A 21,439-nucleotide genomic window follows, 5' to 3' on the forward strand; every position below is an offset into this window, starting at 1 on the left:
AGCCTTGCTCAAGCAGGTGCAACCGTTTATGCACAGCAAAATGGTGAAATCATTAAAGGTACTCCTGTACCAGCGACAGGTGACTTTAAATTAATGCCACTTGTCCAAAGTAAAACTAATGGCAACTATGACATTGTTATAACCGCTCCTGGATATGCAACTGCAGTGATTAAATCAGTTCCAGTCACCGCTGAACAAACCACCACCATTTCTACTCAAGCATTACCGATTAATACAAATGTAGCAACACACTATCGTGTTAGTGGAACAGCGACTCCAAGCAGCGACTTAATTAAAGTCAATGCAAAACAAACTAGTGGTGGTACGACTTATACAGTAAATACCATCAATGCGACTTTAGACACTGGTGCCTATAGCTTATCCTTAAGTACAGGTGCACCTTATTTAGGTCCATACACAGGTACATTGCCAATCGTATTCACTCCTGATAATACCGTAAATGGACAATACACTATCAGTGCGACTGATACAGTAAAAGCAACGACTCAAAATGCGCCTGTTACGATTTCAACGATGGATGTAAACAACATAAACTTTAATTTTTAATATTTGTGCTCCCTTTAGCAATGCTCGTTAAAGGGAGTTTTTGATCTTATAAGAATGATTCTAAGACTGAATTTAAAAAAATATGTCCCTGCTCAGTACAAGCAATTTTACATGTATCATTAAGCAATAATTTTTTCTGACGTAATTTACTCAATGGTGATTGCAGGTGATTTAAATCTAAACCAGTTCTTTGCTGATAAAGCTCAGCAGCAACACCTTCATTCAAACGTAAAACATTCATCATAAACTCAAAAGGTAGCTCATCAGCCTCGATACGTTTCATTTGTAGGTGTTCGGCAGGAACTTTAGCAAGATAATCTTTTGGTAAACGCGTTTTTTGGAAACGGTATACTCCATCAGGTCTTGTGACCTTGCCATGTGCACCAGCACCAATCGCCAAATAATCACCAAATTGCCAGTAATTCAAATTATGGGCTGATGGCTTTTCTTTTCTCCATGCTGACACCTCATAATTAATAAAACCATTCGCAATTAAATATGCTTCACCCAGTTCTTGAATCTGCTCCAAAATCTCATCTTGCGGTAAAGCAGGTTGCGTTCGAAAGAAAACCGTATTCGGCTCAATCGTAAGTTGATACCAACTGATATGCGTTGCACCATGCTCCACAGCCAACTTAAGATCTGTTAGAGCTTGTTCGACAGTTTGCGAGGGTAAACCATGCATAAGGTCTACATTGACGCGCTCAAAACCTGCTTGTCGAGCTTGCTGAATTGCATCCATAGCATTGTGCGCGGAATGGATACGACCTAAGCGTTGTAAGTGCTCTGTATCAAAGCTTTGCACACCAATCGACAGGCGATTGATCCCAACAGAAAGATAATCCGCAAAAGGATCATGCTCTACCGTTCCAGGGTTTGCTTCTAAGGTAATCTCACAATCATCTGAGAAACTTAAACGTGCTTTAAGCTGGTCAAAAAGCCACTGATAGCCTTGAGCGGAAATCAACGATGGTGTTCCACCACCAATAAATACGCTATGAATTAATCTTCCCTGCGCCATTTCAACTTGTGTTTCAAAGTCAGCGACCAATGCTTTTAAATACTGCTGTTCCAAATCCATTGAGAGTTGACCATCAGGCACAGCGTGTGAATTGAAGTCACAGTAAGGACACTTACGCACACACCAAGGCATATGGATATACAAGGAAAGTGGGATATTAATTGGATTTAACAGACTCAAAGTAGAAGCTCAATGACAGAACATCGCTATTTTAACATGACTCTTACAGAGTCTGTTGCTGGTTCTGTAGACACGGCTTATCATCCTGTAAGTATTCAGTTAGACTGAGATAACGAAGAACAATTACATTGAGATGATGATGAAAATTTCTAGCCAATTGCTACTCTTTCTGCCTTTAGCCTTTGGAGTAGGAATTGCAATGGCATTTCAAACTGCAATAAATTCACAATTGAGAGAACATTTAAGCTCTCCCCTTCAAGCAGCATTTCTTTCGTTTCTCATCGGTACTGCTGTTTTAGCGGCACTCGTCTATTTTCAGGATGCATCTAAACCAAATTTACATGAACTTTCAAGCATTCCATGGTATTTATGGATTGGTGGATTTCTCGGTGTTTATGCGATTAGCATGAGTATTTATACTGCTCCAAAATTAGGTTTTCTCACATTTTCAGGATTAGTTATTTTTGGTCAGATCGCTATTTCTATGCTGCTCGATCATTTTGGCTGGTTAGGTACAGATAAAGCACCTATCAACTGGCAGCGTTTACTCGGTGGTATCATTATTTTTATTGGCGTTTTACTCACTTTACAGCGCTAAGGTTTCTTCCGTTTTTAATCAATAAGAGTATTTTTTGTGTTACAAGCAACCAGCAAGCGCTATGAATTAAAACAACTGTTTCATTTGATATTACCAATACTAATCACTCAGTTTGCCCAAGCTGGATTAGGCTTGATTGATACAATTATGGCAGGTCATCTTTCTGCTGGCGATCTTGCTGCAATTGCTGTGGGTGTGGGTCTGTGGATTCCTATCATGCTGTTGTTTGCTGGGATTATGATTGCGACCACACCACTCGTCGCTGAAGCACGTGGTGCTAAAACACCTGAAAAAATTCCGACTATCGCACGTCAATCTTTATGGGTAGCATTGATTCTAGGTGTCGTTGCAATGTTTATTTTGCAATGTATGCCACTTTTGTTGCCTTACTTTGGCGTACCAGAGCATCTCCTCCCGAAAGCCAGCCTATTCCTACATGCGATTGGTTTTGGTATGCCTGCTGTAATGATGTATGCAGCTTTACGTAGCTATTCAGAAGCGCTTGGACATCCTCGCCCAGTCACAGTAATCAGTTTATTGGCACTCTTAGTACTGATTCCACTAAACTTCATTTTCATGTATGGCTTTGGGCCAATTCCAGCTCTAGGCAGTGCTGGATGTGGCTTTGCGACAGCGATTCTACAATGGTTAATGTTCATTACACTTGCAATATACATTTCTAAAGCAAGTGCATATAAACAAGCTCCTATTTTTACGCAATGGGAAAACATAGACCCAACTTGGGTTAAACGAATTTTAAAACTTGGCTTTCCAATTGGCTTAGCGGTTTTCTTTGAGGTCAGTATTTTTAGCACAGGTGCTTTGGTATTAGGACCACTGGGAGAAAATGCGATTGCAGCACATCAAATTGCAATTTCAGTCACATCTCAGTTGTTTATGATTCCTTTATCCTTAGCGATTGCCTTAACAATTCGGGTCGGAATGTATTATGGGGAAAAGAATTGGCAAGCTATGCGCCAAGCACAGAAAGTAGGATTGATGAGTGCGACATTCTTTGCATTGTGCACCATGCTTCTGATTGCCTCTGCTCGACCATATATCGTTGCAATCTATACCAATGATATAGATGTGATCCCCATGGCGATGTATCTGCTATGGTTTGCAATGGCATACCAATTAATGGATGCATGGCAAGTAAGCGCTGCAGGCTGCCTACGTGGTATGCAAGACACGCAAGCGCCGATGTGGATTACACTGATGGCATACTGGGTGATTGCTTTCCCAATCGGTTTGTATTTAGCTCGTTATTCGATTTGGGGTGTTGCAGGTGTTTGGCTAGGTTTGATTATTGGCTTAACGATTGCTTGTGTATTATTGATTGGTCGTTTGTATTTAAACAATCAACGCTTAGAGAAAACACTATAAAGAATATTCGTTTCTAACGTATTCATGGTATGGAAAGCTCTAACAACTGAGCTTTCCATTTATTATCGACCTACTCATAAATAATGACTTACATCACTTAACATTTTCTTATAGGCAATTTAAGTTTTGTACCCTATGATCAAGATACTCCTTTGAGATAAAACAATTGAGGTCTAACGAATATGGCAAAGCATGCGAGTTCTTCCGGTAAACGCTTTTTAAAACTGGCAGGCATGACCGCAAGTATTGCAAGCAAAAGCGTGGCTAACTCTATTCGAAATCTCACTGCCGATGAACAACAAAAAAATGCAGCACGTAGCCAACTTTTCCAAGATATCGGAATTCAAATCGCCGATACACTTGGAGAAATGAAAGGTGCTGTAATGAAGGTCGGACAGATTGCCTCTCAATACAAAGATATTTTTCCACCAGAAGTCGCCAAAGCGATTGCTAAGTTACAACGCCAAGCCCCTGCCATGCCTTTTGCTGCGATCCAGCAGCAAGTCGAAAAAGAGTTAGGCAAACCCTTAAACCAAATTTTTAGCTCTTTCGAAATCGAACCATTTGCAGCAGCATCCATCGGTCAAGTGCATCGTGCTATTTTGCCGAATGGGCAAGCAGTGGTAGTTAAAGTGCAATATCCTGGTGTCGATCAAGCTTGTGAAAGCGATTTAAAACAGGTTCGCCTTGCTTTACGTTTAATGGGCGTATTAAAAATTGATAAAAAACTTCAAGATCAACTTTTTAAAGAAATCCAAGACAGTCTATCAGCTGAATTGAACTATGAAATTGAAGCCCAGAACCTAGAAGTATTTAAAACCTTCCATGAAAAACTCGATCAACAAGTGATTATACCTACCGTCTATAAAGACTATTCATCTCGCCGTGTACTCACACTCAGTTATGAAAAAGGTGAATCAATTGAAACGGCGAGTACGTGGTCCGTCGAAACACGCAATCAAATTGGTCGTCGAATCGTACGTGCGCTCGGACAAGAAATTTTCTTTTTAAGACGATTTCATTGCGATCCACACCCAGGTAACTTTGCATTTAGAGAAGATGGTAGCGTAATTATTTACGATTATGGCAGTGTAAAAACCTTATCGCCTGAAATCGTTCAACATTTTAAATCTCTCGTCAATGCTGCTCGACAAGAGAATATTGCTCAAGTTGAAGACTTATTAGTCGAATTAAAGGCATTGGCTGAAAAAGAAAAGTTCCCTGACGAACTTTATAGTCAATGGATTGAAATTTTATTACGTCCGCTCAGTACACATTATGATTTTGCAGAAAACTCTTCACATCACGATGGCATGCGCCTAGTGAAAAAATCTTTAAAATATTGGGATGTATTTAAACCCTCTCCTGATACATTGATGGTGAATCGTACGGTATCTGGACATTACTGGAATCTCATTCATCTCAAAGTGCATGACAATCTGAACGATTTATTTGAAGAACTCGTACCTAGTTAAATTTCTTAAAAACTTGGTGTCCCTTGCTTAATCGAAAGACGAAAATCTATTTGTCATTTCAAATCAAAACTTGAAATACTCAAAATTGACTTCATATATTGTTATGTTATAACATTTCCATATAATTTTAGGAGTCTTAAAAGTGCGTAAAGATATTCACCCTGCTTACCAACAAGTACTATTTCACGATACCAATGCCGATGCTTACTTCTTGATTGGTAGCACGATCCAAACCAAACAGACTAAAGAATATCAAGGTCAAGTTTACCCTTATGTGACTCTAGATATTTCAAGCGCATCACATCCGTTTTATACAGGCGAAGTACGTCAAGCAAGCAACGAAGGTCGTGTTGCGAGCTTCAATAAACGATTTGGTCGTTTTAGTCGTAAAGCTTAATCTTATTTTAAGTTTGACGCTGTACATTAGAAGCATTCGAAGTCTAAGGTTATATCTCCTCCACTTAGACTTCTTTTTTTATGTCAAAAATTTGTCATCCATCTCGCAGTGATGATTGCCCAATCACACCATATTCAACAGCCTGCTTGACATAAAATAGAGAAATCGCTTTATCCTCAAGACATTCAAACAACACTCTAGCCTGTTCATCATTCACGGCGAATTGAATTTGAACAGGCTGATCAGCCAACTCAAAAAATCCTGCAGAATGAATTTGCCCACGATGATCCATACCATGTGTTGCATTTATGACTGTTGCACCTCCCAACTTCATTTGTTGGGCAACGGACAATAACCATTCAACAATCGGTTGACCTTGGTACATTCGACTGCGTTCAGCATAAAAGGTAATTAAGAATCCATTCATAAGTTCTCTCCCGAACTACGCAGCACTCAACCACTGATGCAAGCTCATGCCAATCAAAGTAAAGACGAGTGAACCAATCACGTGAATAACAATCGCAGCAACAGCATAGCTGAGCTTACCTTGTTGCAATAATGCAATGATCTCTGCTGAAAAGGTTGAAAAAGTCGTTAATGCACCACAAAACCCTGTGATCACAAATAACTTATAATTTGGACTAAGTGCGCTTTGTGAAAAATATGAAATTGCAAATCCAATAATAAAACCACCAATAAAATTTACGGTGACTGTACCCAATGGAATCGCTGGAAAAATAGGATTGAGCTTTAAACCAATCAACCAACGTAGCCAAGCACCTAAGATTGATCCTAATGCAATTGAGATAAGTGGATAGTACATGATTTACTCCAAACTCAGATTTGGAGACAGTAATGCATTAAACATAGCGAGTACTTTTGCCATCTGCGGACTCCAGAAGATAAACAGAGCGCGCATAAACCTACGCTCCCCGTACAGGACAACGTAGGCATCATTAGCCAGTTTGGCGGTTTGTAAAAGGAGGAATGCCATCTCCTTAATCCTAAAATAACATAGATTTTGAACAACTCAACCTATGTTTTTTCCTGTGTATAACGCTTCAGTTATCCACAACTTGATGTTCAATTTAATATTTTTTCATTCAAGACGTGAAAATCTAGAGCAGGAATTACAAAAGCAAAAACATCTGCATCAGCGTCTATTTGGAACTGCTTTAGCAGTTCAGGGGGGCTTAGAGCAAGCACTTCTGCGGCTTGAATTTGCTCGAAGCAGACTGGCATTTGAATATCACCTTGCGACATTCGTTGGGGTTGATCAACCCACTCTGCCCATGCATGATCTTGATCAACTAGAAAATGCACAGCATCCGCCCATGAATCAAATAAATTCTGCCATGTTGCAGGTAAACTTTTTTCCTGTCGAATACCGACATGGCTCTTAAAAGAATAATCTTGATCTAGATAAACCTCCGTCTGAATAGCCTGCTGTTTAGAATCAAATTGATGCTCGAACTTTGCAGCATATTGGGCAGGCATTACATCGCTTGCAAGACGACCACCAACAACATATAAAGCATGGTCAATCAAAACCTGTTCAAAAATGACCGTTTTAGGTGCCGTATCATTGAGATAAAAACGCCAGTTACTTTGTCGAGGAGAAGGCATCCAACGTCGAAATGGACCAAGAAAACGAAAGCCAAAATGATGATGTTGGTAACTGAGAATGGTAAAAACAGTTTTGCCCAGTCTTTCCCACAAATGAACCGGCTCAGGATAGCGTTCTCGAACCTGCTCGATATCGACTAACCATGATAAATACACAATATGACTGACCTGACTTTCAAATCGTATAAAAGGTAATAGACGCATGAAAAAGCGGCGCACAGGTAAGATAAATTGACAGCTAAGCAGCAAGCTAAAATAACGGAGGAAAGGCTTGTGTTTAGGCACCCTAAAATGATGTCGATTCATTATTATTTATACATTTGATTTATCTTTTACAGCATAAACAGCTTGCCCTATTCGGTCTAGTTTCCACAGCATCAAACATCAACTTTCTTGATTCGATGGTATGATGCTCACATTCATTTTATGCACATGGAATTTTAAAATGGCTCAAACCTTATTGGCACAACTGAAAGATGGTTCTGCAAAATTTGCTGATGTTATTGCCTTTATTGAAGCTCGTTATCAACACACGCCTACAGCTTTTCAAAATGGCGCTCAATTTAATGCTGCAACTGAAAACCAAGGAAGTGCAAAAGTCTTTAGTTTTGCTCAATTAGAAGGTTTAAACCAAGCAGATACTTTAAGTTTATTTGCGGAACATTATGCATCTGTGCTCGCAACACCTGAAGGAACAGATCACCAAAATATTCGTCAGTTTATGCAAAATGGCTGGGATGGTGTGAAATTTGAAGGTCAGGCATTGTCTGTAAAATAATCTAAAAAAGGAGGGATTAAAACCTCCTTTTTTGAATCTCGATTAAACTTGCGGTCTCGATAATTTACGCAGATCACTAGTTAAACTATAAAAATCACCACCCATTTTTCCAAGACTGTTTAATTTTTCTTGGTCTATCATCGTTCCATTCCAGACTCGATCATCTACATAAATCGCTTGAACATCGAGTAAAGCAACTTTTCCTCCAGAGGGAAGTGTGCTGAACTCTAAAATTTCTCTTAAGCGGCACTCGTAACGAACCAAAGAGTCTTGAACAGATAAGGGTTGTACTGAATAGCTTGGACAAGATTCAATCTCAGCATATTCAAATTCACTTTGCTCAGCAGCTAATGATGCACAAGACAAATTCAATTTCTCAAGTAGTTTTGTATCAGCGATATGTACCACACACTCTTGGGTATCAATAAGATTTCGAAGAGTGTCTTTATCCTGTCCACTTTGTGGGTTCACTTGTGAATACCATAAGATCGGCGGGTTACAACTCGCCACACTAAAAAATGAATAAGGGGCGATATTGGCGACACCATCTTTAGATAAAGTGCTGATCCATGCAATTGGTCGAGGGGTAATCCCACCGACTAAAAGTCGATACACTTCCGTTGGGCTTAACGATGCCGTCTCAAAAATCATGTTTAATCCTCAACCTAAAGCGATTATGGTCGCTCAACATATTGTGGTAAATCATCTGCAATACAGTCCCACTCTGCTTTTGATGCAGCAAAAATATGCATGGTTGGTCTTTGCTGAATAGCGGTATCCAGAGTACCTATTCTTAGGCGATAAAACTCAGGTATATCTGATTTAATACTTATAATAGGTGAGCCACAATCTGTACAAAAACAACGTTGAGTCGTCTCAGTGGATTGAAATTTTTTGAGTAAATGCTCACCTTGCGTAATTTTAAAATCACTTACTTTAATTGGAGCATTTGTGGCATAAGCTGTGCCATTGGCTTTACGACAACGCTGACAATGACATTGCACAATATCTCCAATTTCGCCATGGATTTCATAACGAATACCGTTGCACAAACAACTGCCGTGATATACAGGTAAAGTTTGAGACATTGCACATTCCTTTGATGAATTTTCCATTAAAAATATAGGCTAGATATAAGCTCCATGCAAATTAGAAATGCTATTTTTAAGAAACTATTTATTGTCTCAGATAGTGATTTAATCTAGGAATTCAACTCAATCTTTTGATCCAATACAGCTTGGGCACGTGCATGATCAATATCCTGTTCCCAATGAGCAATCGCAACCGTTGCCACACAGTTTCCGATCAAATTCGTACAAGCACGTACAATCCCAATAAACCAATCAACGGACAATAACAACACCAAGCCAATCGTTGGAAGACCAGGTATGACAGACAAAGTTGTAGCTAATATCACTAGTGCAGAACCTGAGATACCGTGTGCACCTTTCGAAGTCACCAAAGGAACCAATAAAATTGCAAGTAAATCATGCATCGATAAATCAATATTGCAAGCTTGGGCAATAAATATAACGCCAAGAGTTAGATAGATAGAGAATCCATCTAGATTAAAAGAATAGCCTGTTGGGATCACTAAACCCACAGTGGAATCCTTAATTCCTAGATTTTTTAACTTTTTCATTATCTGAGGCAACACTGAATCGGAGGATGCAGTTCCCAATACAATAGATAGTTCTGCTTTAAAATAATTTAGAAATTTAAATATATTTAAACCTGTAAATTTCAGGATTCCACCTAAAATAATTAGTACAAACAAAATACAAGTCACATAAAACAATAAGACTAAATAGCCAAGCTGAACCAATGAATCTAATCCGAATTTAGCAGTGGTATAAGCGACTGAACCGAATACCCCAACTGGTGCCAAACGAATGATTAAAGCCATCATCTTAAAAAACACTTCAGAAAAAGCTTCGATTGCTTTACATACCAACTCCGCCAAATGCTTTGGAATCATGAGTAAAGAGACACCAAACAAAATAGCGATCAATAAAACTTGTAAAATATCGCCACGAGCAAAAGCATCTACAAATGTTTTAGGAATAATATGTAATAAGAAATCTGATCCCGAACTCATCGTGTGCGCACGTTCGGTATAAACATTTAAATCCTTTCCATCTAACTGGGTGATATCAATATTCATACCAACGCCAGGTTTGAAGACATATGCAATCACAATTCCCAAAACCAAAGCAATACTGGTCACAATCTCAAAATATAAAATCGTTTTTGCGCCAACCTTCCCCATTTTTTTAAGATCATTTGCTCCATACAATCCAAGTACAACTACACAGAAAACAATAGGCGCAATAAGCATCTTGATCAGTGCAATAAAGCCATCACCTAGCGGTTTTAAAGCTAAAGAAAAATCGTGAAAACTGATTCCAATGATAATACCGAGAATTAACGCAAAAATGACTTGAAGAAATAGACTAGATTTGAATCTCTGCAACATTGAATATTCATATATCAAAAAGACAAATCTCAACTTTGCAAGAAACTCGCCAATAGATAAAAATCGCGTTATTTAAAACATGAAAAATACATTAAATTTATAAACACTTTTTAAAACATTATCTTAGAGTGTCAGATATTAAGTATTGATGTACTCCTGTTCCTGCCGCTCGCCCAGTTGCAAAACAAGCAGTGAGTAAATATCCCCCTGTTGGTGCATCCCAATCCAGCATTTCACCACAACAAAACACAAAAGGATTTGATTGCAACTGTAATTGAGAAGACAAAGCGATCTGTTTAACACCACCCGCACAGCTAATGGCTTCTTCGATTGGACGAAAGCCATCAAGTGAAATATTCAGGTTCTTGATCTGCTGAGCCATCTCTTTTGCATCTGACCATATGCTTTTATTCGTGACTTCACGTAACAGATTAATTTTGACGTGATCTAAGCCTGCTTTTCGCCAAATATTGGTTAGGGATTGCTTTTTATTGCTGTGTAATTTTTTTTCTAATTGTTCGGCACTGACATCTGGCAATAAGTCCAGATGCAATATGAAAGGTTGCTTTTGATGATTCAAAGCTCTTAAATCACGCCCTAATTTATAAATCACACCACTTTCAAAACCATAGTGAGTAATCACAATATCACCATGCGTTTTATTTTCTGCATTCACCCATGCATCAACGCGTTTAAGTGGTTGTCCAAAACAGTCTTGCATAAATGGTGACCATGCTTTCAATACACCTGCATTACTGGCTTGAAAGGGTTCAATTTGATTTTCAGACAACCATTGCTGCCAAGCACCATCACTGCCTAATTGTGACCATGAAACAGCTCCACAGGCCAACACAATCGCATCATAATGATCAGTATAGCGACCTGTTTGGTTTTCAATCGTTAACTGATTCTTGGTCACATCGACACAACAATGACGATAATAAAACTTCACCCCATCATCTGCCAATCGTTTTAGCCAAGCACGGAGTAAAGGAGCTGCTTTCATCTCGGTCGGGAAAATTCGCCCTGAACTCCCCACATAGGACTCAATGCCTAAACCTTTCATCCAGTCTTGAATCCACTGCGCGTCCCAATGTCTCACCCATGGACTTAACCACACTGCGTGATCATAGCGTTGAATAAAAGTATCGATTGGCTCAGCATGAGAAATATTCAAACCTGTCTTCCCAGCCATAAGGAACTTACGCGCTGCTGAAGGCTTCTGCTCAAAAACGTCAATTTGATAATCATATTGGCTCAATACTTCAGCAGCCATCAAACCTGCTGGGCCAGCACCGATAATCGCAATACGTTTAGACATCAGATTGCTCTTGAGCATTTTGACCTTGCAAAGGTGCAAAATCATCAAAACGAGTCGAATAATTTTCAGGCTTGGTGATGATCAACTGTTGGCAAAGTTCACCACGTTCCAAGTATTTGACTTCAAAATGTGTACGTGCAGAGTCTATTGCTATTTTTTGCTTTTCATAAGGCAACTTCCACAATTGAATCAATTGCTGTTCAGCTTCATCAATATACTCTTCAATATTACTCGCTAAAGTAATGGTGCCATTCGGCTGAAGACGTGAAAGTAAAAACTCAAAGAACGGCATATTTAACCAACGCTGTGCTGGATTATGGGGTTCTGGGTTTGGATAAAGAATAAAAAATTGTTCTACCTGTGCAGGATGCAAAGCATGTACGACCCAAGGCAAAGCATCAGCATGTATCGGGTATAAATATTCACGTGGTTCAAGCTGATGCTGTTTTTGCATCGCTAAAAATTTTTCTTTAGTTCGTTCGATAGCATACAACGTCGTTTGCGGATTTTGCCCTGTGAACAGTAAAGCATGTTTACCCTTACCCGCACCGATTTCAACACAAATCGGCTTATTCGGAATCACCTGAAAATCACGTGGTGCTTGCATTCGGTGCGCTTGAAATTGACGAATCGACATATTCACATCAAACTATCTAGAAATCGGCATAAGTCTAACAATTCACTTTGCTTTTGCCTAATCTATTTGTTTTTGATGTAGGAATTTTCTATGCCACGTACATTCCCCTGCCCACGTTGTGGACAAGACAGCACTTGGGAAGGTAATGAATTTCGCCCATTTTGCTCAGAGCGTTGTAAGCTGATTGATTTAGGGGCTTGGGCAAACGATGAATATAAACTGCCTACCCAAGACGCACCTCAGGCAGGCGATAAACGTCATGAAGATGAATACGAGGATTAGCCAGCTTTACTTGCAACGAATGGGTTGAATTGTTTCTCGTAACCGATTGTGCTGATTGGACCATGACCCGAAATAAACTGAGTTTCATCAGGTAAGCTAAAGCATTCTCTTTTAATCGAATCGAGTAACTGCTGATGATTTCCTTTTGGAAAATCTGTACGTCCAATCGAGCCTTTAAACAACACATCACCCGTCCAAAGCAAACCATGCTTTTGATTGTAAAACATCACATGACCAGGTGTATGTCCTGGTGCAAAACGCACCTCGAACTCGTCTTCACCCAGTTTTAAGGTTTCACCACCTTCTAACCACTGATCGACTTTAACAGGTTGGGGAATTGGGAAACCATAACGTGCTGAGACTTCTTGAATCATATCTAACCAGAATTGGTCTTCTTTATGCGGACCAATCACAGGAATTTTCCAAGCTTCAGCCAATTCTCCTACAGCACCAGCATGATCAAGATGTCCGTGAGTTAACCATAATGCTTTAACGGTTAAACCCAAAGCCTCAACTTCTTTTTTTAGTACTGCTGCATCGCCACCTGCATCAATCAAAACCGCCTCTTTGCTTTCACTGTCCCATAAAATTGAGCAATTTTGAGCAAATGCGGTAACAGGAACAATTTTGACTTGCAGCATAAAAAACCTCTGGCGTGAAAGAAGATCGTCTTAACGATGAGCTAAGGTATGAGTAAGAGCATCAAGATTAGCCTGAACCAGACTTGCAAGCAAATCTATATGTGCTTGGTCAGTATTTAATGCAGGAATATAAGCATATTCTCCACCACCAGCGTGTTGGAAAGTTTCTTTATTTTCAACTGCCAATTCTTCTAATGTTTCCAGACAATCTGCTGAAAAAGCAGGACTCAGCACTTGTACAGATCGAACCCCTGCTTGTCCCCATTGTTCCAATAAAACATCGGTATAAGGTTTAACCCACTCTTGTTTACCAAAACGAGATTGGAAACTGATTGCCCATTCATCTTCATTTAAATGCAATGCTTCAGCAACCAGTTTTGCGGTCATACGACAACGATCTGCATAAGGATCACCTTTGTCTGCATAAGGCTGAGGAATACCATGAAATGACATCAATAATTTTTCAGGTTTTCCGTGCTGCTCTTGATAAGCAAGCACACTATCCACCAAAGCTTGAATGAATAATGGATGCTGATAATAATCTTTGATCATGGTTATTCCAGGCAAATGGCGCTGATTTGGAATCCATCGTGCAAAAGCATCATATAAAGGTGCAGTCGATGTCGCAGAATATTGCGGGAATAATGGTAATAAAATCACATGCTCTTGAGGCACTTTCTCAAGTTGCTCAAATACTGCATAAATGCTTGGTTGACCATAAGTCATGGCAGGCACAACCGTTAAGTCAAATTGATGATTTTCATCCAGCAAACGCTGTTTTATCAATTGTGTTTGTTTGAGAACAATTTCACGCATTGGTGAGTCAGTTGACCAAACTGAGGCATACGCTTGAGCAACCCGTTTTGGGCGAAATGGAAGAACAAAAGCATGTAGAATCACCCACCAAATAAATTTTGGTATTTCAATTACACGCGTGTCAGATAAAAATTGCTTCAAAAAACGACGTACTGCTGGTGCAGTCGCTTCGTCGGGCGTACCTAAATTTGCTAAAATCACAGTGACTTTTGGTTTTGGTGTCGCTGACATAGATCGTTTCCGCTATAGCTGAATTTCTTCAATTACTTTAGCAGCTTTATGATTCTTTTTTAAATTGGTTTAATGCATTGTTTTAAATTGAAAAACCCGATTACTATCTAGGACATTACTTTCCAATAGCTTTTGAGCTTTATGCGTCAGCTGCCATAACATACGTTGGCGATCATCACGTCCCGTAGGTACAATCCATTCATTCTGACGCATTTGCATTTTTATCTCATGCAAAGCACGTATATTGATCTGTGCTCTTGAAACGGCGTGTGCTCTTGGCATCTCTTTACGCGCATCCTCCAAACCTGTTTCATTTAAATATTCATTCATACGTTTTGAAAAATATTCTTCAGGAGTTGGACTAACAAAAGATGAACCAAGTACATTGAGCAATTGTGCCCATGTTAATTTACGGAACGTTTTGATGTCTTTAAAATTACCATCTTGATAGGCATGCATACGATATTCAAAAGAATAAAGCTCATGCATTGAAACCTTAGGTAACATTGAAATTGGATCTGCTTCGCGACTACCCATCTCAGTTTCGAGTTGTTTTAGTTTGGCACGTAAACTATCGATCTCATCTTGTAAAACTTGAGTGTTCTGAGGACGTACCCAACCTACCACAGGATAACGCTCTAACATTTGTGGCATGCTCGAACGAACAGCTAGTTCCAAATCTCTTAAGGTACGATATGTAAATATTTGATCAACATCATGCTGTAGCTGTTTTCTAAACTCTTTAAATTTTTCTTTTAATTCAGGTTTATTATCTTGCAGTTGTAAGTCACGAGAGTCGGGATCTTCATGCATAAATACAATCACAGGTTTTTGCTTGGTCATCGCATAGATATACTCTAAATGCATATAACCTACGCCAGAAACAGATTGTTCACCATACTGGCTGCCAAGCAAAATCACTACGTAATCGCAGTCATCAATTTGACGTCGGGCGATCGATGTGCTCAATGGCGTGCGTTGTTCCAAGCCCCAAGAGAAAAAGCCCATTCCCACCAAAGTTTGAGTCAGTACTGCTCGCTCTGGTTGCATTTCATTGCCAGACGTAGAAATAAAGACTTGATAACGAGTATCTTGCATAGCCTGTGCCCCACTTCACTTATCCATAAGTTTAAGCTAAACCGCCCAAAAACCTATTAACAGATAACCCCAAATAAAATTTTAAATATGGTATGAGTCGAGCTTAATATCTAAACTTCATCCAAATTATTGATTGTCCACGTCAATTGTGACGACATAAGATGCTGAACTACGGGATGTAACTCGACTGCATTCTGTCCACTAACGAAACATTCAATACGTGTAATATTATGACTTATTTTGTCACATAATAACCTATTTTTTATTAAAATATACGCTGTTTGTCGCGCAACTGCTTGTCCTGAATCGATTAATTTTAACTTTTCATTAAAAATCTGACGAATAGCATCTTTCAAAAATGGATAATGAGTGCAGCCTAGTACAAGAAAATCTGCACCCTGATCTACCACTGGTTGCAAAATATTATGAAGCTCAACTAAACATGCTTCACTCATCTGCTCTCCCGCCTCTACAAAAGGCACAAGTTTGAGGCTCGTAACAGTTAAAACCTTCACACCTGCAGGCTCAGCAAACTTAAGCATGACTTCTTTAATTAACTTACCACGAAACGTTGCAGGTGTTGCTAGCACAGCGACGACTTTTGATTGCGTCTGAAGTACAGCAGGTTTCAACGCTGGCACTAAGCCTACAATCGGAAAATGCTCACCATAATGTTCACGCAGATAATCCAAACTAAATGCTGATGCAGTATTACAAGCAACGACGGCGATTTTGCAACCTTGCCTATAAAGCCATTCAATTGCTTTTGCTGTTAGCTCACGAATTTCTTGATCAGAACGCGCCCCATAAGGTACATGAGCGGTGTCAGCATAATAAAGAATGCGCTCATTGGGTAAATGAGAGGCAATTTCTTGAGCAATCGACAAGCCTCCAATCCCAGAATCAAATACACCTATCGGAGCATCTGAGGATGCATGAGGCATAGGATTTAATAACTCTGCGATAGGTTGAACAGCTGTCATACACGAAAACGTAGTGGTGAAATATCTCTGTTAAAGATTAAACCTCAGGTGCTCAAATGCAAGACTAAATCACCACTTTTTAATGTTAAAACAGCTTCACCTTGTGAATTTTCAGACAAAGTGCCGTAATTCACGAGATGATAAAAACTTTGACGCTGAATCAAGGCATTGATTCCAAATCGAACATGAACATAAGGTCTTAACTCACCTGCATATTCACGCATAAAAATCGGATGCTGTTCATCCACAATGACGACATCTTGATTACTGGTCGTAAGTTGTAGATATTTTTTTCCATCTAGTTCTATTTGATCAGCTTGATTGATGAGTAAAGGCTCATCTTCAACTTCAATTTCGATCTGTTCAACTGGTGTTTTTAAGTAGAATTTTCCATCTTCTTTCCAAAGCACTTTACTAAACAGATCTAAGAGTGCCTGACGCTTAACCAATTGACCTTCGTGCCACCACTCACCATTGGCTTTTACTTTCAAATCCATTTTGCCACAATGCTTTGGATGCCATTGGTCTAAAGGTGGAATTGACCTTTTGTGACTTTGCTGTACATCTTTTAAGTATTGTGCAATGTTCATTAAGTTTTTATCATCAGACAACACGATTTTTCCTGTATTCTGTGGAGAATCATTTTCATTTATCATAGTTTATGCCTTGCTGACGGGAAAATATGACCACTCAGCCAATTGGCGAGATCAAGGTTTAAAACTATACTATCCCAAACGTTTGCAAGCGCAATAGATAGTTTTGTGCTTGGCAATTCAGAACACTCATGGCAGCACCGAATAGCAATGATTACGGTTGCCACCCTTAAAATATGAGGAGTCCTACATGGAACACATCGAACGTGAAGCGATGGAGTTTGACGTAGTGATCGTAGGCGCTGGACCTGCGGGTTTATCTGCTGCGATTAAAATTCGTCAATTAGCGATTGAAAACAACCTACCTGACCTTTCAGTCTGTGTGGTTGAAAAAGGCTCTGAAGTTGGTGCGCATATCCTTTCTGGTGCTGTACTTGAACCACGTGCCATGAATGAATTGTTCCCGAACTGGAAAGAAGAAGGCGCTCCGCTGAATGTTCCTGTAACGGATGACGAAACTTATTTCTTATTATCTGATACTAAAGCACAAAAGATGCCGTATTGGATGGTTCCTAAATCAATGCACAACGAAGGGAACTATGTCATTTCTCTTGGTAACGTTGTTCGTTGGTTAGGTCAAAAAGCTGAAGAATTAGAAGTTTCTATTTTCCCTGGTTTTGCTGCATCTGAAGTACTTTATCATGAAGATGGTACTGTAAAAGGCATCCAGACAGGTGATATGGGTATTGGCAAAAATGGTGAGCCAACACACAACTTTACTCCTGGTTATGAACTTCATGCGAAATATACTTTATTCGCTGAAGGTTGCCGTGGTCACCTCGGTAAGCGTTTAATTGCTAAATACAACTTAGATAAAGATGCTGATCCACAACATTATGGTATTGGTATCAAAGAACTTTGGGAAATCGATCCTGCAAAACACAAGCCTGGTCTTGTAATGCATGGTGCGGGTTGGCCTTTGTCTGAGACAGGTTCTGCAGGTGGTTGGTGGTTATATCACGCTGAAAATAACCAAGTTACTTTGGGTATGATTGTAGACTTATCTTACGAAAACCCTCACATGTATCCATTCATGGAAATGCAACGTTGGAAAACACACCCAACGATTAAGCAATTCCTAGAGGGTGGTAAGCGTATTTCTTACGGCGCGCGTGCGGTAGTGAAAGGTGGTTTCAACTCTTTACCTAAACTAACATTCCCAGGCGGTTGCTTGATCGGTGATGATGCTGGTTTCTTGAACTTCTCAAAAATCAAAGGCTCACACACTGCAATGAAGTCAGGCATGTTATGTGGCGAGGCTGTATTTGAAGCTATCGCTGCTGGTGTAGCAAAAGGTGGTGATCTTGCCATTGCTCGTGTACTTGAAGGCGTTGATCATTTTGCTAAAGAGTTAACTGCTTATACAGATAAATATAACAACTCTTGGTTAAAAGAAGAGTTATATCAAGCGCGTAACTTTGGTCCAGCGATGCATAAGTTTGGTACATGGATTGGTGGTGCGTTCAACTTTATTGACCAAAATGTCTTTAAAGTACCATTTACATTACATGACTTAAAACAAGACTTTGCTGCACTTAAAACTGTAGATGCGTCAACATTCAAACCTAACTATCCGAAAGCTGATGGTAAGTTAGTATTTGATCGTTTATCTTCTGTCTTTATTTCAAATACTGTACACGAAGAGAATCAACCAGCTCACTTGAAGCTGACTGATCCATCTATTCCAGTCAACGTAAACTTACCAAAATGGGATGAGCCTGCTCAACGTTATTGCCCTGCTGGTGTTTATGAAGTGATGGAAAATGATGACGGTTCTAAACGCTTCCAAATCAACGCTGCGAACTGTGTACACTGTAAGACTTGTGATATTAAAGACCCATCACAGAACATTACATGGGTAACGCCAGAAGGTGGCGGTGGTCCAAACTACCCGAATATGTAATTTTTAATTTGTGCTGAAACTCAGTTTTTAGTACGAATTAAGCTAAGAAAGCCTCATGAAATATGAGGCTTTCTTATTTTAATCTTTCTGTTTTTCATCAAATTTTTTATATTGTTTTGATAACAAACTTAAGCTCTTCATCTGCTTGCCAAAACGTCGACACGAACTACACATCACCACATGAAACTGTAAAGCACTCATTTCTTTGAAGTTCAGTGTCCGATCTTGTTTTTCTGAAAGCAATTGGGTCGCTTCTCGGCACGTCAACATGAACAATCCTCCTGAAGTAACCATTTGTTTTCTAAGCACTCACGTAGTCTGGCTCGACTGCGATACATTAGAACGTTCAAGTTTGAGATACTTAGCTCTAATTTCTCACAGATTTCATCTGAACTAAGTTCTATCATTTCCCGCAACATAAACACTTGTGCATACTTTGCTGGTAAATGATTCAAACAGGTATCGAAAATCATCCAAAAATCTTGCTGCTCCATCATTTCCTCAGGATTCAACCATGCTTTTGGTCTTTCTGATTTTTGCCAATGCCCTGAAGCATCAAACAACTCATCCACGCTTCGCTCATTTTCTTCCGTATCAAACAATTCAGACATACTGACTAAACGTTGCTTCTGACGAATTAGATCAACAATTTTATTTTTTAAAATAGCGAATACCCATGTTTTAAATGCAGAGCGACCAGAAAAAGAACCTGAATGTTGTAAAGCACTGACTAAAGCTTCTTGCACAACATCCTCAGCTTGATGAAATGAAGAAAGTTGCAATACTGCAAATTTCATCATTTGTTGTCGTAGTTCTATCAGAAAATCATCGTTATACAGTTGCTGCGATGCATTAGCATTCGATGTTGTCATTTCAGGCATCGCGTTTCTCACTGTGCTAGTCTGGTTTGTATAACAATTCTAAGCGGATCAAATCTTCTGCAAGTTCATCCAGTTGAGTATTCACTTCACTGAACGATAGATCAGGAATTATTTGCTGGATAAACTCAGCGAGTGCTATTCGCGGCAATGGTTGTTGTGCTAATTGCTCAATTAGATAAGCTGCTAATGGAGTCAATATTTCAACACAAACCCGATGATGTTTGTTTCGCCAAACCATGATGGCACTTGGAGCGGGATCTATGTTAATTTGATTGATTGACCACTGGTAAACAGGATATTGATACACCAACACCCAAACTTGTGTAGTCAGCTGCCAATTTAATTCGGCATTCAAAGTAACATCTTCAATTTCAAGTGTATCCAAGTACAGTTCAAGCCATTCGTATTGCAATAGCTCAGCAAGCCACGGATATTCAAATAAAATAGGATGCTGCTTTTCTGTGAGAAACTCTCTGAATTGCAACGAGATATCGTTATAAAGCGGAGACTGATTCTGAGATTCTCGAAAAAAATCCACCAGTAACTGTTGCCATTGCTGCTCAGGCAATAAAGATCGAGCCACCGGATAAACCAAATTGATAAATGAGCAAACATTGTTGAACAACAGTTCTCGATAAACTTGCATACGATCCAAAGCAAAAGGCACTGCTTTTACTGAATTTGGATCACGCAGCCAGTTACAAAAATCATGTTGGGTCTGCTGAAAAGTATGCTCATTCATACTCATACATTCACCCCATCGACCAAATTCTGGCTCATTGGGATTAGTGTATGTTGATTTGAATATTGATGCTGTAACTGCTGAATCTTATTCAATTCACTCTGAAGTTGCTGCCATGTTGGGATATTAAAATCGCGCTCTAATAACGTTGGTTTCACACCACAAACCTGATATGTGTATTCCAACAATGCCCAAACGGGATCACATACTTCAGTACCATGAGTATCAATGAGTAAATCTGTACTCACCTGTTCATGCCCTGCTATATGTAAATAACGAATACGTTGTTTCGGCATAGATTCAATGAAAGCATAAGCATTTGCTTGGTGGTTGATACTATTTACATAAACGTTATTCACGTCCAACAATAATTCGCAATCTGCTTGTGTGATGACTTCACGGACAAAGTCTGCCTCGGACATTTCAGCATTCGGCATAAGATACGTAGAAACATTTTCTAATACTAATCTTCGCCCTAAAATATCTTGAACTTGAGAAATTCGTTCCACTACATACTTCACAGCAGCTTCAGTCATTGGGATAGGCAAGAGATCGTATAAATAGCCACCATCATTGGTATAACTCAGATGTTCCGAATAAATCTCGACTTGATAAGCATCTAAGAATTTTTTGATTTGATGAATAAAATCAATATTTAAGGGATGAGGACCACCAATCGACAAAGATAGTCCGTGACAAATTAATGGAGATTTTTCTACACACTGAGCTAGAAGTTTCGCATGTCGA

General features: G+C 39.4%; 26 protein-coding genes and 1 riboswitch. Of the genes, 8 read left to right on the forward strand and 18 right to left on the reverse strand.

From position 1 onward, the window contains the following. Positions 1–567: carboxypeptidase-like regulatory domain-containing protein (locus A2003_RS08375; RefSeq protein ID WP_286687144.1), on the forward strand; the 567-nt coding region annotated here is incomplete at its 5' end. Positions 568–613: 46 nt separating this feature from the next. Here the strand turns inward: A2003_RS08375 and hemW are convergent. After that, positions 614–1,768 carry a radical SAM family heme chaperone HemW gene (gene hemW, locus A2003_RS08380; protein WP_286687145.1) on the reverse strand — a complete coding sequence of 385 codons (1,155 nt, stop codon included), beginning with the start codon at positions 1,766–1,768 and terminating at the stop codon, positions 614–616. A 136-nt stretch (positions 1,769–1,904) separates the two neighbouring features. Between hemW and A2003_RS08385 the strand changes: the two genes are divergently transcribed. The 4 genes from A2003_RS08385 (at position 1,905) to A2003_RS08400 (ending at position 5,624) form a co-directional block, all read left to right on the forward strand. Next, positions 1,905–2,366 carry a DMT family transporter gene (locus A2003_RS08385; protein ID WP_099949258.1) on the forward strand — a complete coding sequence of 154 codons (462 nt, stop codon included), beginning with the start codon at positions 1,905–1,907 and terminating at the stop codon, positions 2,364–2,366. A 36-nt stretch (positions 2,367–2,402) separates the two neighbouring features. After that, positions 2,403–3,752, forward strand: a complete 1,350-nt coding sequence (locus A2003_RS08390) for an MATE family efflux transporter (RefSeq protein ID WP_286687146.1) — start codon at positions 2,403–2,405, stop codon at positions 3,750–3,752. Positions 3,753–3,934: 182 nt separating this feature from the next. Further along, entirely contained in the window at positions 3,935–5,227 is a 1,293-nt protein-coding gene (locus tag A2003_RS08395) for an ABC1 kinase family protein (protein WP_286687147.1), read from the forward strand. 142 nt (positions 5,228–5,369) lie between these two features. Continuing rightward, positions 5,370–5,624, forward strand: a complete 255-nt coding sequence (locus A2003_RS08400; RefSeq protein WP_004916670.1) for a type B 50S ribosomal protein L31 — start codon at positions 5,370–5,372, stop codon at positions 5,622–5,624. Between the two features lie 94 nt (positions 5,625–5,718). Here the strand turns inward: A2003_RS08400 and A2003_RS08405 are convergent, their stop codons facing one another. From A2003_RS08405 to A2003_RS08415, 3 genes are all read right to left on the reverse strand, one after another. After that, positions 5,719–6,051, reverse strand: a complete 333-nt coding sequence (locus tag A2003_RS08405; RefSeq protein ID WP_151805514.1) for a DUF190 domain-containing protein — start codon at positions 6,049–6,051, stop codon at positions 5,719–5,721. A gap of 15 nt (positions 6,052–6,066) precedes the next feature. Continuing rightward, on the reverse strand, positions 6,067–6,447 hold the full coding sequence (crcB, locus tag A2003_RS08410) for a fluoride efflux transporter CrcB (protein ID WP_004916675.1): 381 nt from the start codon (positions 6,445–6,447) through the stop codon (positions 6,067–6,069). 117 nt (positions 6,448–6,564) lie between these two features. Then, positions 6,565–6,631, reverse strand: a riboswitch (Fluoride riboswitch). Between the two features lie 76 nt (positions 6,632–6,707). Beyond that, entirely contained in the window at positions 6,708–7,556 is an 849-nt protein-coding gene (locus tag A2003_RS08415; RefSeq protein WP_125272802.1) for a DUF2071 domain-containing protein, read from the reverse strand. 139 nt (positions 7,557–7,695) lie between these two features. Between A2003_RS08415 and A2003_RS08420 the strand changes: the two genes are divergently transcribed. Beyond that, positions 7,696–8,028: a HopJ type III effector protein gene (locus A2003_RS08420; protein ID WP_004958735.1), complete on the forward strand. Its 333-nt coding sequence runs from the start codon at positions 7,696–7,698 to the stop codon at positions 8,026–8,028. A 42-nt stretch (positions 8,029–8,070) separates the two neighbouring features. Here the strand turns inward: A2003_RS08420 and A2003_RS08425 are convergent, their stop codons facing one another. The 5 genes from A2003_RS08425 to A2003_RS08445 all read right to left on the reverse strand — a co-directional run bounded on the left by A2003_RS08425 (position 8,071) and on the right by A2003_RS08445 (position 12,462). Continuing rightward, positions 8,071–8,679: a flavin reductase family protein gene (locus tag A2003_RS08425; RefSeq protein ID WP_004958726.1), complete on the reverse strand. Its 609-nt coding sequence runs from the start codon at positions 8,677–8,679 to the stop codon at positions 8,071–8,073. A 23-nt stretch (positions 8,680–8,702) separates the two neighbouring features. Further along, positions 8,703–9,116, reverse strand: coding sequence for a GFA family protein (locus tag A2003_RS08430; RefSeq protein WP_004916686.1), 414 nt, complete (start codon positions 9,114–9,116; stop codon positions 8,703–8,705). Between the two features lie 113 nt (positions 9,117–9,229). Next, positions 9,230–10,504 (reverse strand): C4-dicarboxylate transporter DctA, encoded by a 1,275-nt coding sequence (gene dctA, locus A2003_RS08435; RefSeq protein ID WP_286687148.1) that lies wholly within the window; start codon positions 10,502–10,504, stop codon positions 9,230–9,232. A gap of 118 nt (positions 10,505–10,622) precedes the next feature. Next, positions 10,623–11,825 (reverse strand): TIGR03862 family flavoprotein, encoded by a 1,203-nt coding sequence (locus A2003_RS08440; protein ID WP_286687149.1) that lies wholly within the window; start codon positions 11,823–11,825, stop codon positions 10,623–10,625. Next, on the reverse strand, positions 11,818–12,462 hold the full coding sequence (locus A2003_RS08445) for a class I SAM-dependent methyltransferase (protein WP_502685952.1): 645 nt from the start codon (positions 12,460–12,462) through the stop codon (positions 11,818–11,820). The genes A2003_RS08440 and A2003_RS08445 overlap by 8 nt, the downstream gene beginning before the upstream one ends. Positions 12,463–12,552: 90 nt before the next feature. Between A2003_RS08445 and A2003_RS08450 the strand changes: the two genes are divergently transcribed. Continuing rightward, on the forward strand, positions 12,553–12,744 hold the full coding sequence (locus A2003_RS08450; RefSeq protein ID WP_004916696.1) for a DNA gyrase inhibitor YacG: 192 nt from the start codon (positions 12,553–12,555) through the stop codon (positions 12,742–12,744). On the opposite strand, the gene A2003_RS08455 is transcribed toward A2003_RS08450, so the two are convergent. From A2003_RS08455 to A2003_RS08475, 5 genes are all read right to left on the reverse strand, one after another. Beyond that, a complete protein-coding gene (locus A2003_RS08455; RefSeq protein ID WP_004916699.1) occupies positions 12,741–13,385 on the reverse strand; it encodes an MBL fold metallo-hydrolase in 645 nt (214 codons plus the stop codon). The two genes, A2003_RS08450 and A2003_RS08455, sit on opposite strands and share 4 nt — an antisense overlap. A gap of 30 nt (positions 13,386–13,415) precedes the next feature. After that, entirely contained in the window at positions 13,416–14,432 is a 1,017-nt protein-coding gene (gene hemH / locus A2003_RS08460) for a ferrochelatase (RefSeq protein WP_004916701.1), read from the reverse strand. A 69-nt stretch (positions 14,433–14,501) separates the two neighbouring features. Further along, a complete protein-coding gene (locus A2003_RS08465; RefSeq protein WP_004957594.1) occupies positions 14,502–15,530 on the reverse strand; it encodes a DUF4062 domain-containing protein in 1,029 nt (342 codons plus the stop codon). Positions 15,531–15,640: 110 nt separating this feature from the next. Continuing rightward, positions 15,641–16,513, reverse strand: a complete 873-nt coding sequence (gene murI / locus A2003_RS08470) for a glutamate racemase (protein WP_004958706.1) — start codon at positions 16,511–16,513, stop codon at positions 15,641–15,643. A gap of 44 nt (positions 16,514–16,557) precedes the next feature. Further along, the gene (locus tag A2003_RS08475; protein ID WP_004916713.1) at positions 16,558–17,169 is read right to left on the reverse strand and encodes a DUF1285 domain-containing protein; all 612 of its coding nucleotides are present in this window, start codon (positions 17,167–17,169) and stop codon (positions 16,558–16,560) included. 187 nt (positions 17,170–17,356) lie between these two features. On the opposite strand from A2003_RS08475, the gene A2003_RS08480 reads away from it, so the two are divergent. Continuing rightward, positions 17,357–19,069, forward strand: coding sequence for an electron transfer flavoprotein-ubiquinone oxidoreductase (locus A2003_RS08480; RefSeq protein WP_286687151.1), 1,713 nt, complete (start codon positions 17,357–17,359; stop codon positions 19,067–19,069). Positions 19,070–19,147: 78 nt separating this feature from the next. Here A2003_RS08480 and A2003_RS08485 read toward each other — a convergent pair whose 3' ends face one another. The 4 genes from A2003_RS08485 to A2003_RS08500 form a co-directional block, all read right to left on the reverse strand. Next, the gene (locus tag A2003_RS08485; RefSeq protein WP_004916718.1) at positions 19,148–19,339 is read right to left on the reverse strand and encodes a zf-HC2 domain-containing protein; all 192 of its coding nucleotides are present in this window, start codon (positions 19,337–19,339) and stop codon (positions 19,148–19,150) included. Next, positions 19,333–19,950, reverse strand: a complete 618-nt coding sequence (locus A2003_RS08490; protein WP_286687152.1) for an RNA polymerase factor sigma-70 — start codon at positions 19,948–19,950, stop codon at positions 19,333–19,335. Before A2003_RS08490 ends, A2003_RS08485 begins: the two co-directional genes overlap by 7 nt. A gap of 16 nt (positions 19,951–19,966) precedes the next feature. Continuing rightward, a complete protein-coding gene (locus A2003_RS08495; RefSeq protein ID WP_286687153.1) occupies positions 19,967–20,698 on the reverse strand; it encodes an HvfC family RiPP maturation protein in 732 nt (243 codons plus the stop codon). Continuing rightward, positions 20,695–21,439, reverse strand: a 745-nt coding sequence (locus A2003_RS08500; protein WP_286687154.1) for an MbnB/TglH/ChrH family RiPP precursor modification enzyme, incomplete at its 5' end; no start/stop codon positions are given. The genes A2003_RS08495 and A2003_RS08500, both read right to left, overlap by 4 nt.

It is taken from the genome of Acinetobacter sp. GWC1_38_13 (genome assembly GCF_001767535.1).
In the GTDB taxonomy this organism is placed as follows: Bacteria; Pseudomonadota; Gammaproteobacteria; order Pseudomonadales; family Moraxellaceae; genus Acinetobacter; species Acinetobacter junii.

What these genes read in the sequence shown, in the direction of transcription:
- A2003_RS08385 (WP_099949258.1), top strand. Translation starts at nt 1,905, where the DNA reads ATGATGAAAATTTCTAGCCAATTGCTACTCTTTCTGCCTTTAGCCTTT.
- A2003_RS08395 (WP_286687147.1), top strand. Translation starts at nt 3,935, where the DNA reads ATGGCAAAGCATGCGAGTTCTTCCGGTAAACGCTTTTTAAAACTGGCA.
- A2003_RS08405 (WP_151805514.1), bottom strand. Translation starts at nt 6,051, where the DNA reads ATGAATGGATTCTTAATTACCTTTTATGCTGAACGCAGTCGAATGTAC.
- crcB (WP_004916675.1), bottom strand. Translation starts at nt 6,447, where the DNA reads ATGTACTATCCACTTATCTCAATTGCATTAGGATCAATCTTAGGTGCT.
- A2003_RS08415 (WP_125272802.1), bottom strand. Translation starts at nt 7,556, where the DNA reads ATGAATCGACATCATTTTAGGGTGCCTAAACACAAGCCTTTCCTCCGT.
- A2003_RS08420 (WP_004958735.1), top strand. Translation starts at nt 7,696, where the DNA reads ATGGCTCAAACCTTATTGGCACAACTGAAAGATGGTTCTGCAAAATTT.
- A2003_RS08425 (WP_004958726.1), bottom strand. Translation starts at nt 8,679, where the DNA reads ATGATTTTTGAGACGGCATCGTTAAGCCCAACGGAAGTGTATCGACTT.
- A2003_RS08430 (WP_004916686.1), bottom strand. Translation starts at nt 9,116, where the DNA reads ATGTCTCAAACTTTACCTGTATATCACGGCAGTTGTTTGTGCAACGGT.
- dctA (WP_286687148.1), bottom strand. Translation starts at nt 10,504, where the DNA reads ATGTTGCAGAGATTCAAATCTAGTCTATTTCTTCAAGTCATTTTTGCG.
- A2003_RS08440 (WP_286687149.1), bottom strand. Translation starts at nt 11,825, where the DNA reads ATGTCTAAACGTATTGCGATTATCGGTGCTGGCCCAGCAGGTTTGATG.
- A2003_RS08445 (WP_502685952.1), bottom strand. Translation starts at nt 12,462, where the DNA reads ATGTCGATTCGTCAATTTCAAGCGCACCGAATGCAAGCACCACGTGAT.
- A2003_RS08450 (WP_004916696.1), top strand. Translation starts at nt 12,553, where the DNA reads ATGCCACGTACATTCCCCTGCCCACGTTGTGGACAAGACAGCACTTGG.
- A2003_RS08455 (WP_004916699.1), bottom strand. Translation starts at nt 13,385, where the DNA reads ATGCTGCAAGTCAAAATTGTTCCTGTTACCGCATTTGCTCAAAATTGC.
- hemH (WP_004916701.1), bottom strand. Translation starts at nt 14,432, where the DNA reads ATGTCAGCGACACCAAAACCAAAAGTCACTGTGATTTTAGCAAATTTA.
- A2003_RS08465 (WP_004957594.1), bottom strand. Translation starts at nt 15,530, where the DNA reads ATGCAAGATACTCGTTATCAAGTCTTTATTTCTACGTCTGGCAATGAA.
- murI (WP_004958706.1), bottom strand. Translation starts at nt 16,513, where the DNA reads ATGACAGCTGTTCAACCTATCGCAGAGTTATTAAATCCTATGCCTCAT.
- A2003_RS08475 (WP_004916713.1), bottom strand. Translation starts at nt 17,169, where the DNA reads ATGATAAATGAAAATGATTCTCCACAGAATACAGGAAAAATCGTGTTG.
- A2003_RS08480 (WP_286687151.1), top strand. Translation starts at nt 17,357, where the DNA reads ATGGAACACATCGAACGTGAAGCGATGGAGTTTGACGTAGTGATCGTA.
- A2003_RS08485 (WP_004916718.1), bottom strand. Translation starts at nt 19,339, where the DNA reads ATGTTGACGTGCCGAGAAGCGACCCAATTGCTTTCAGAAAAACAAGAT.
- A2003_RS08490 (WP_286687152.1), bottom strand. Translation starts at nt 19,950, where the DNA reads ATGCCTGAAATGACAACATCGAATGCTAATGCATCGCAGCAACTGTAT.
- A2003_RS08495 (WP_286687153.1), bottom strand. Translation starts at nt 20,698, where the DNA reads ATGAGTATGAATGAGCATACTTTTCAGCAGACCCAACATGATTTTTGT.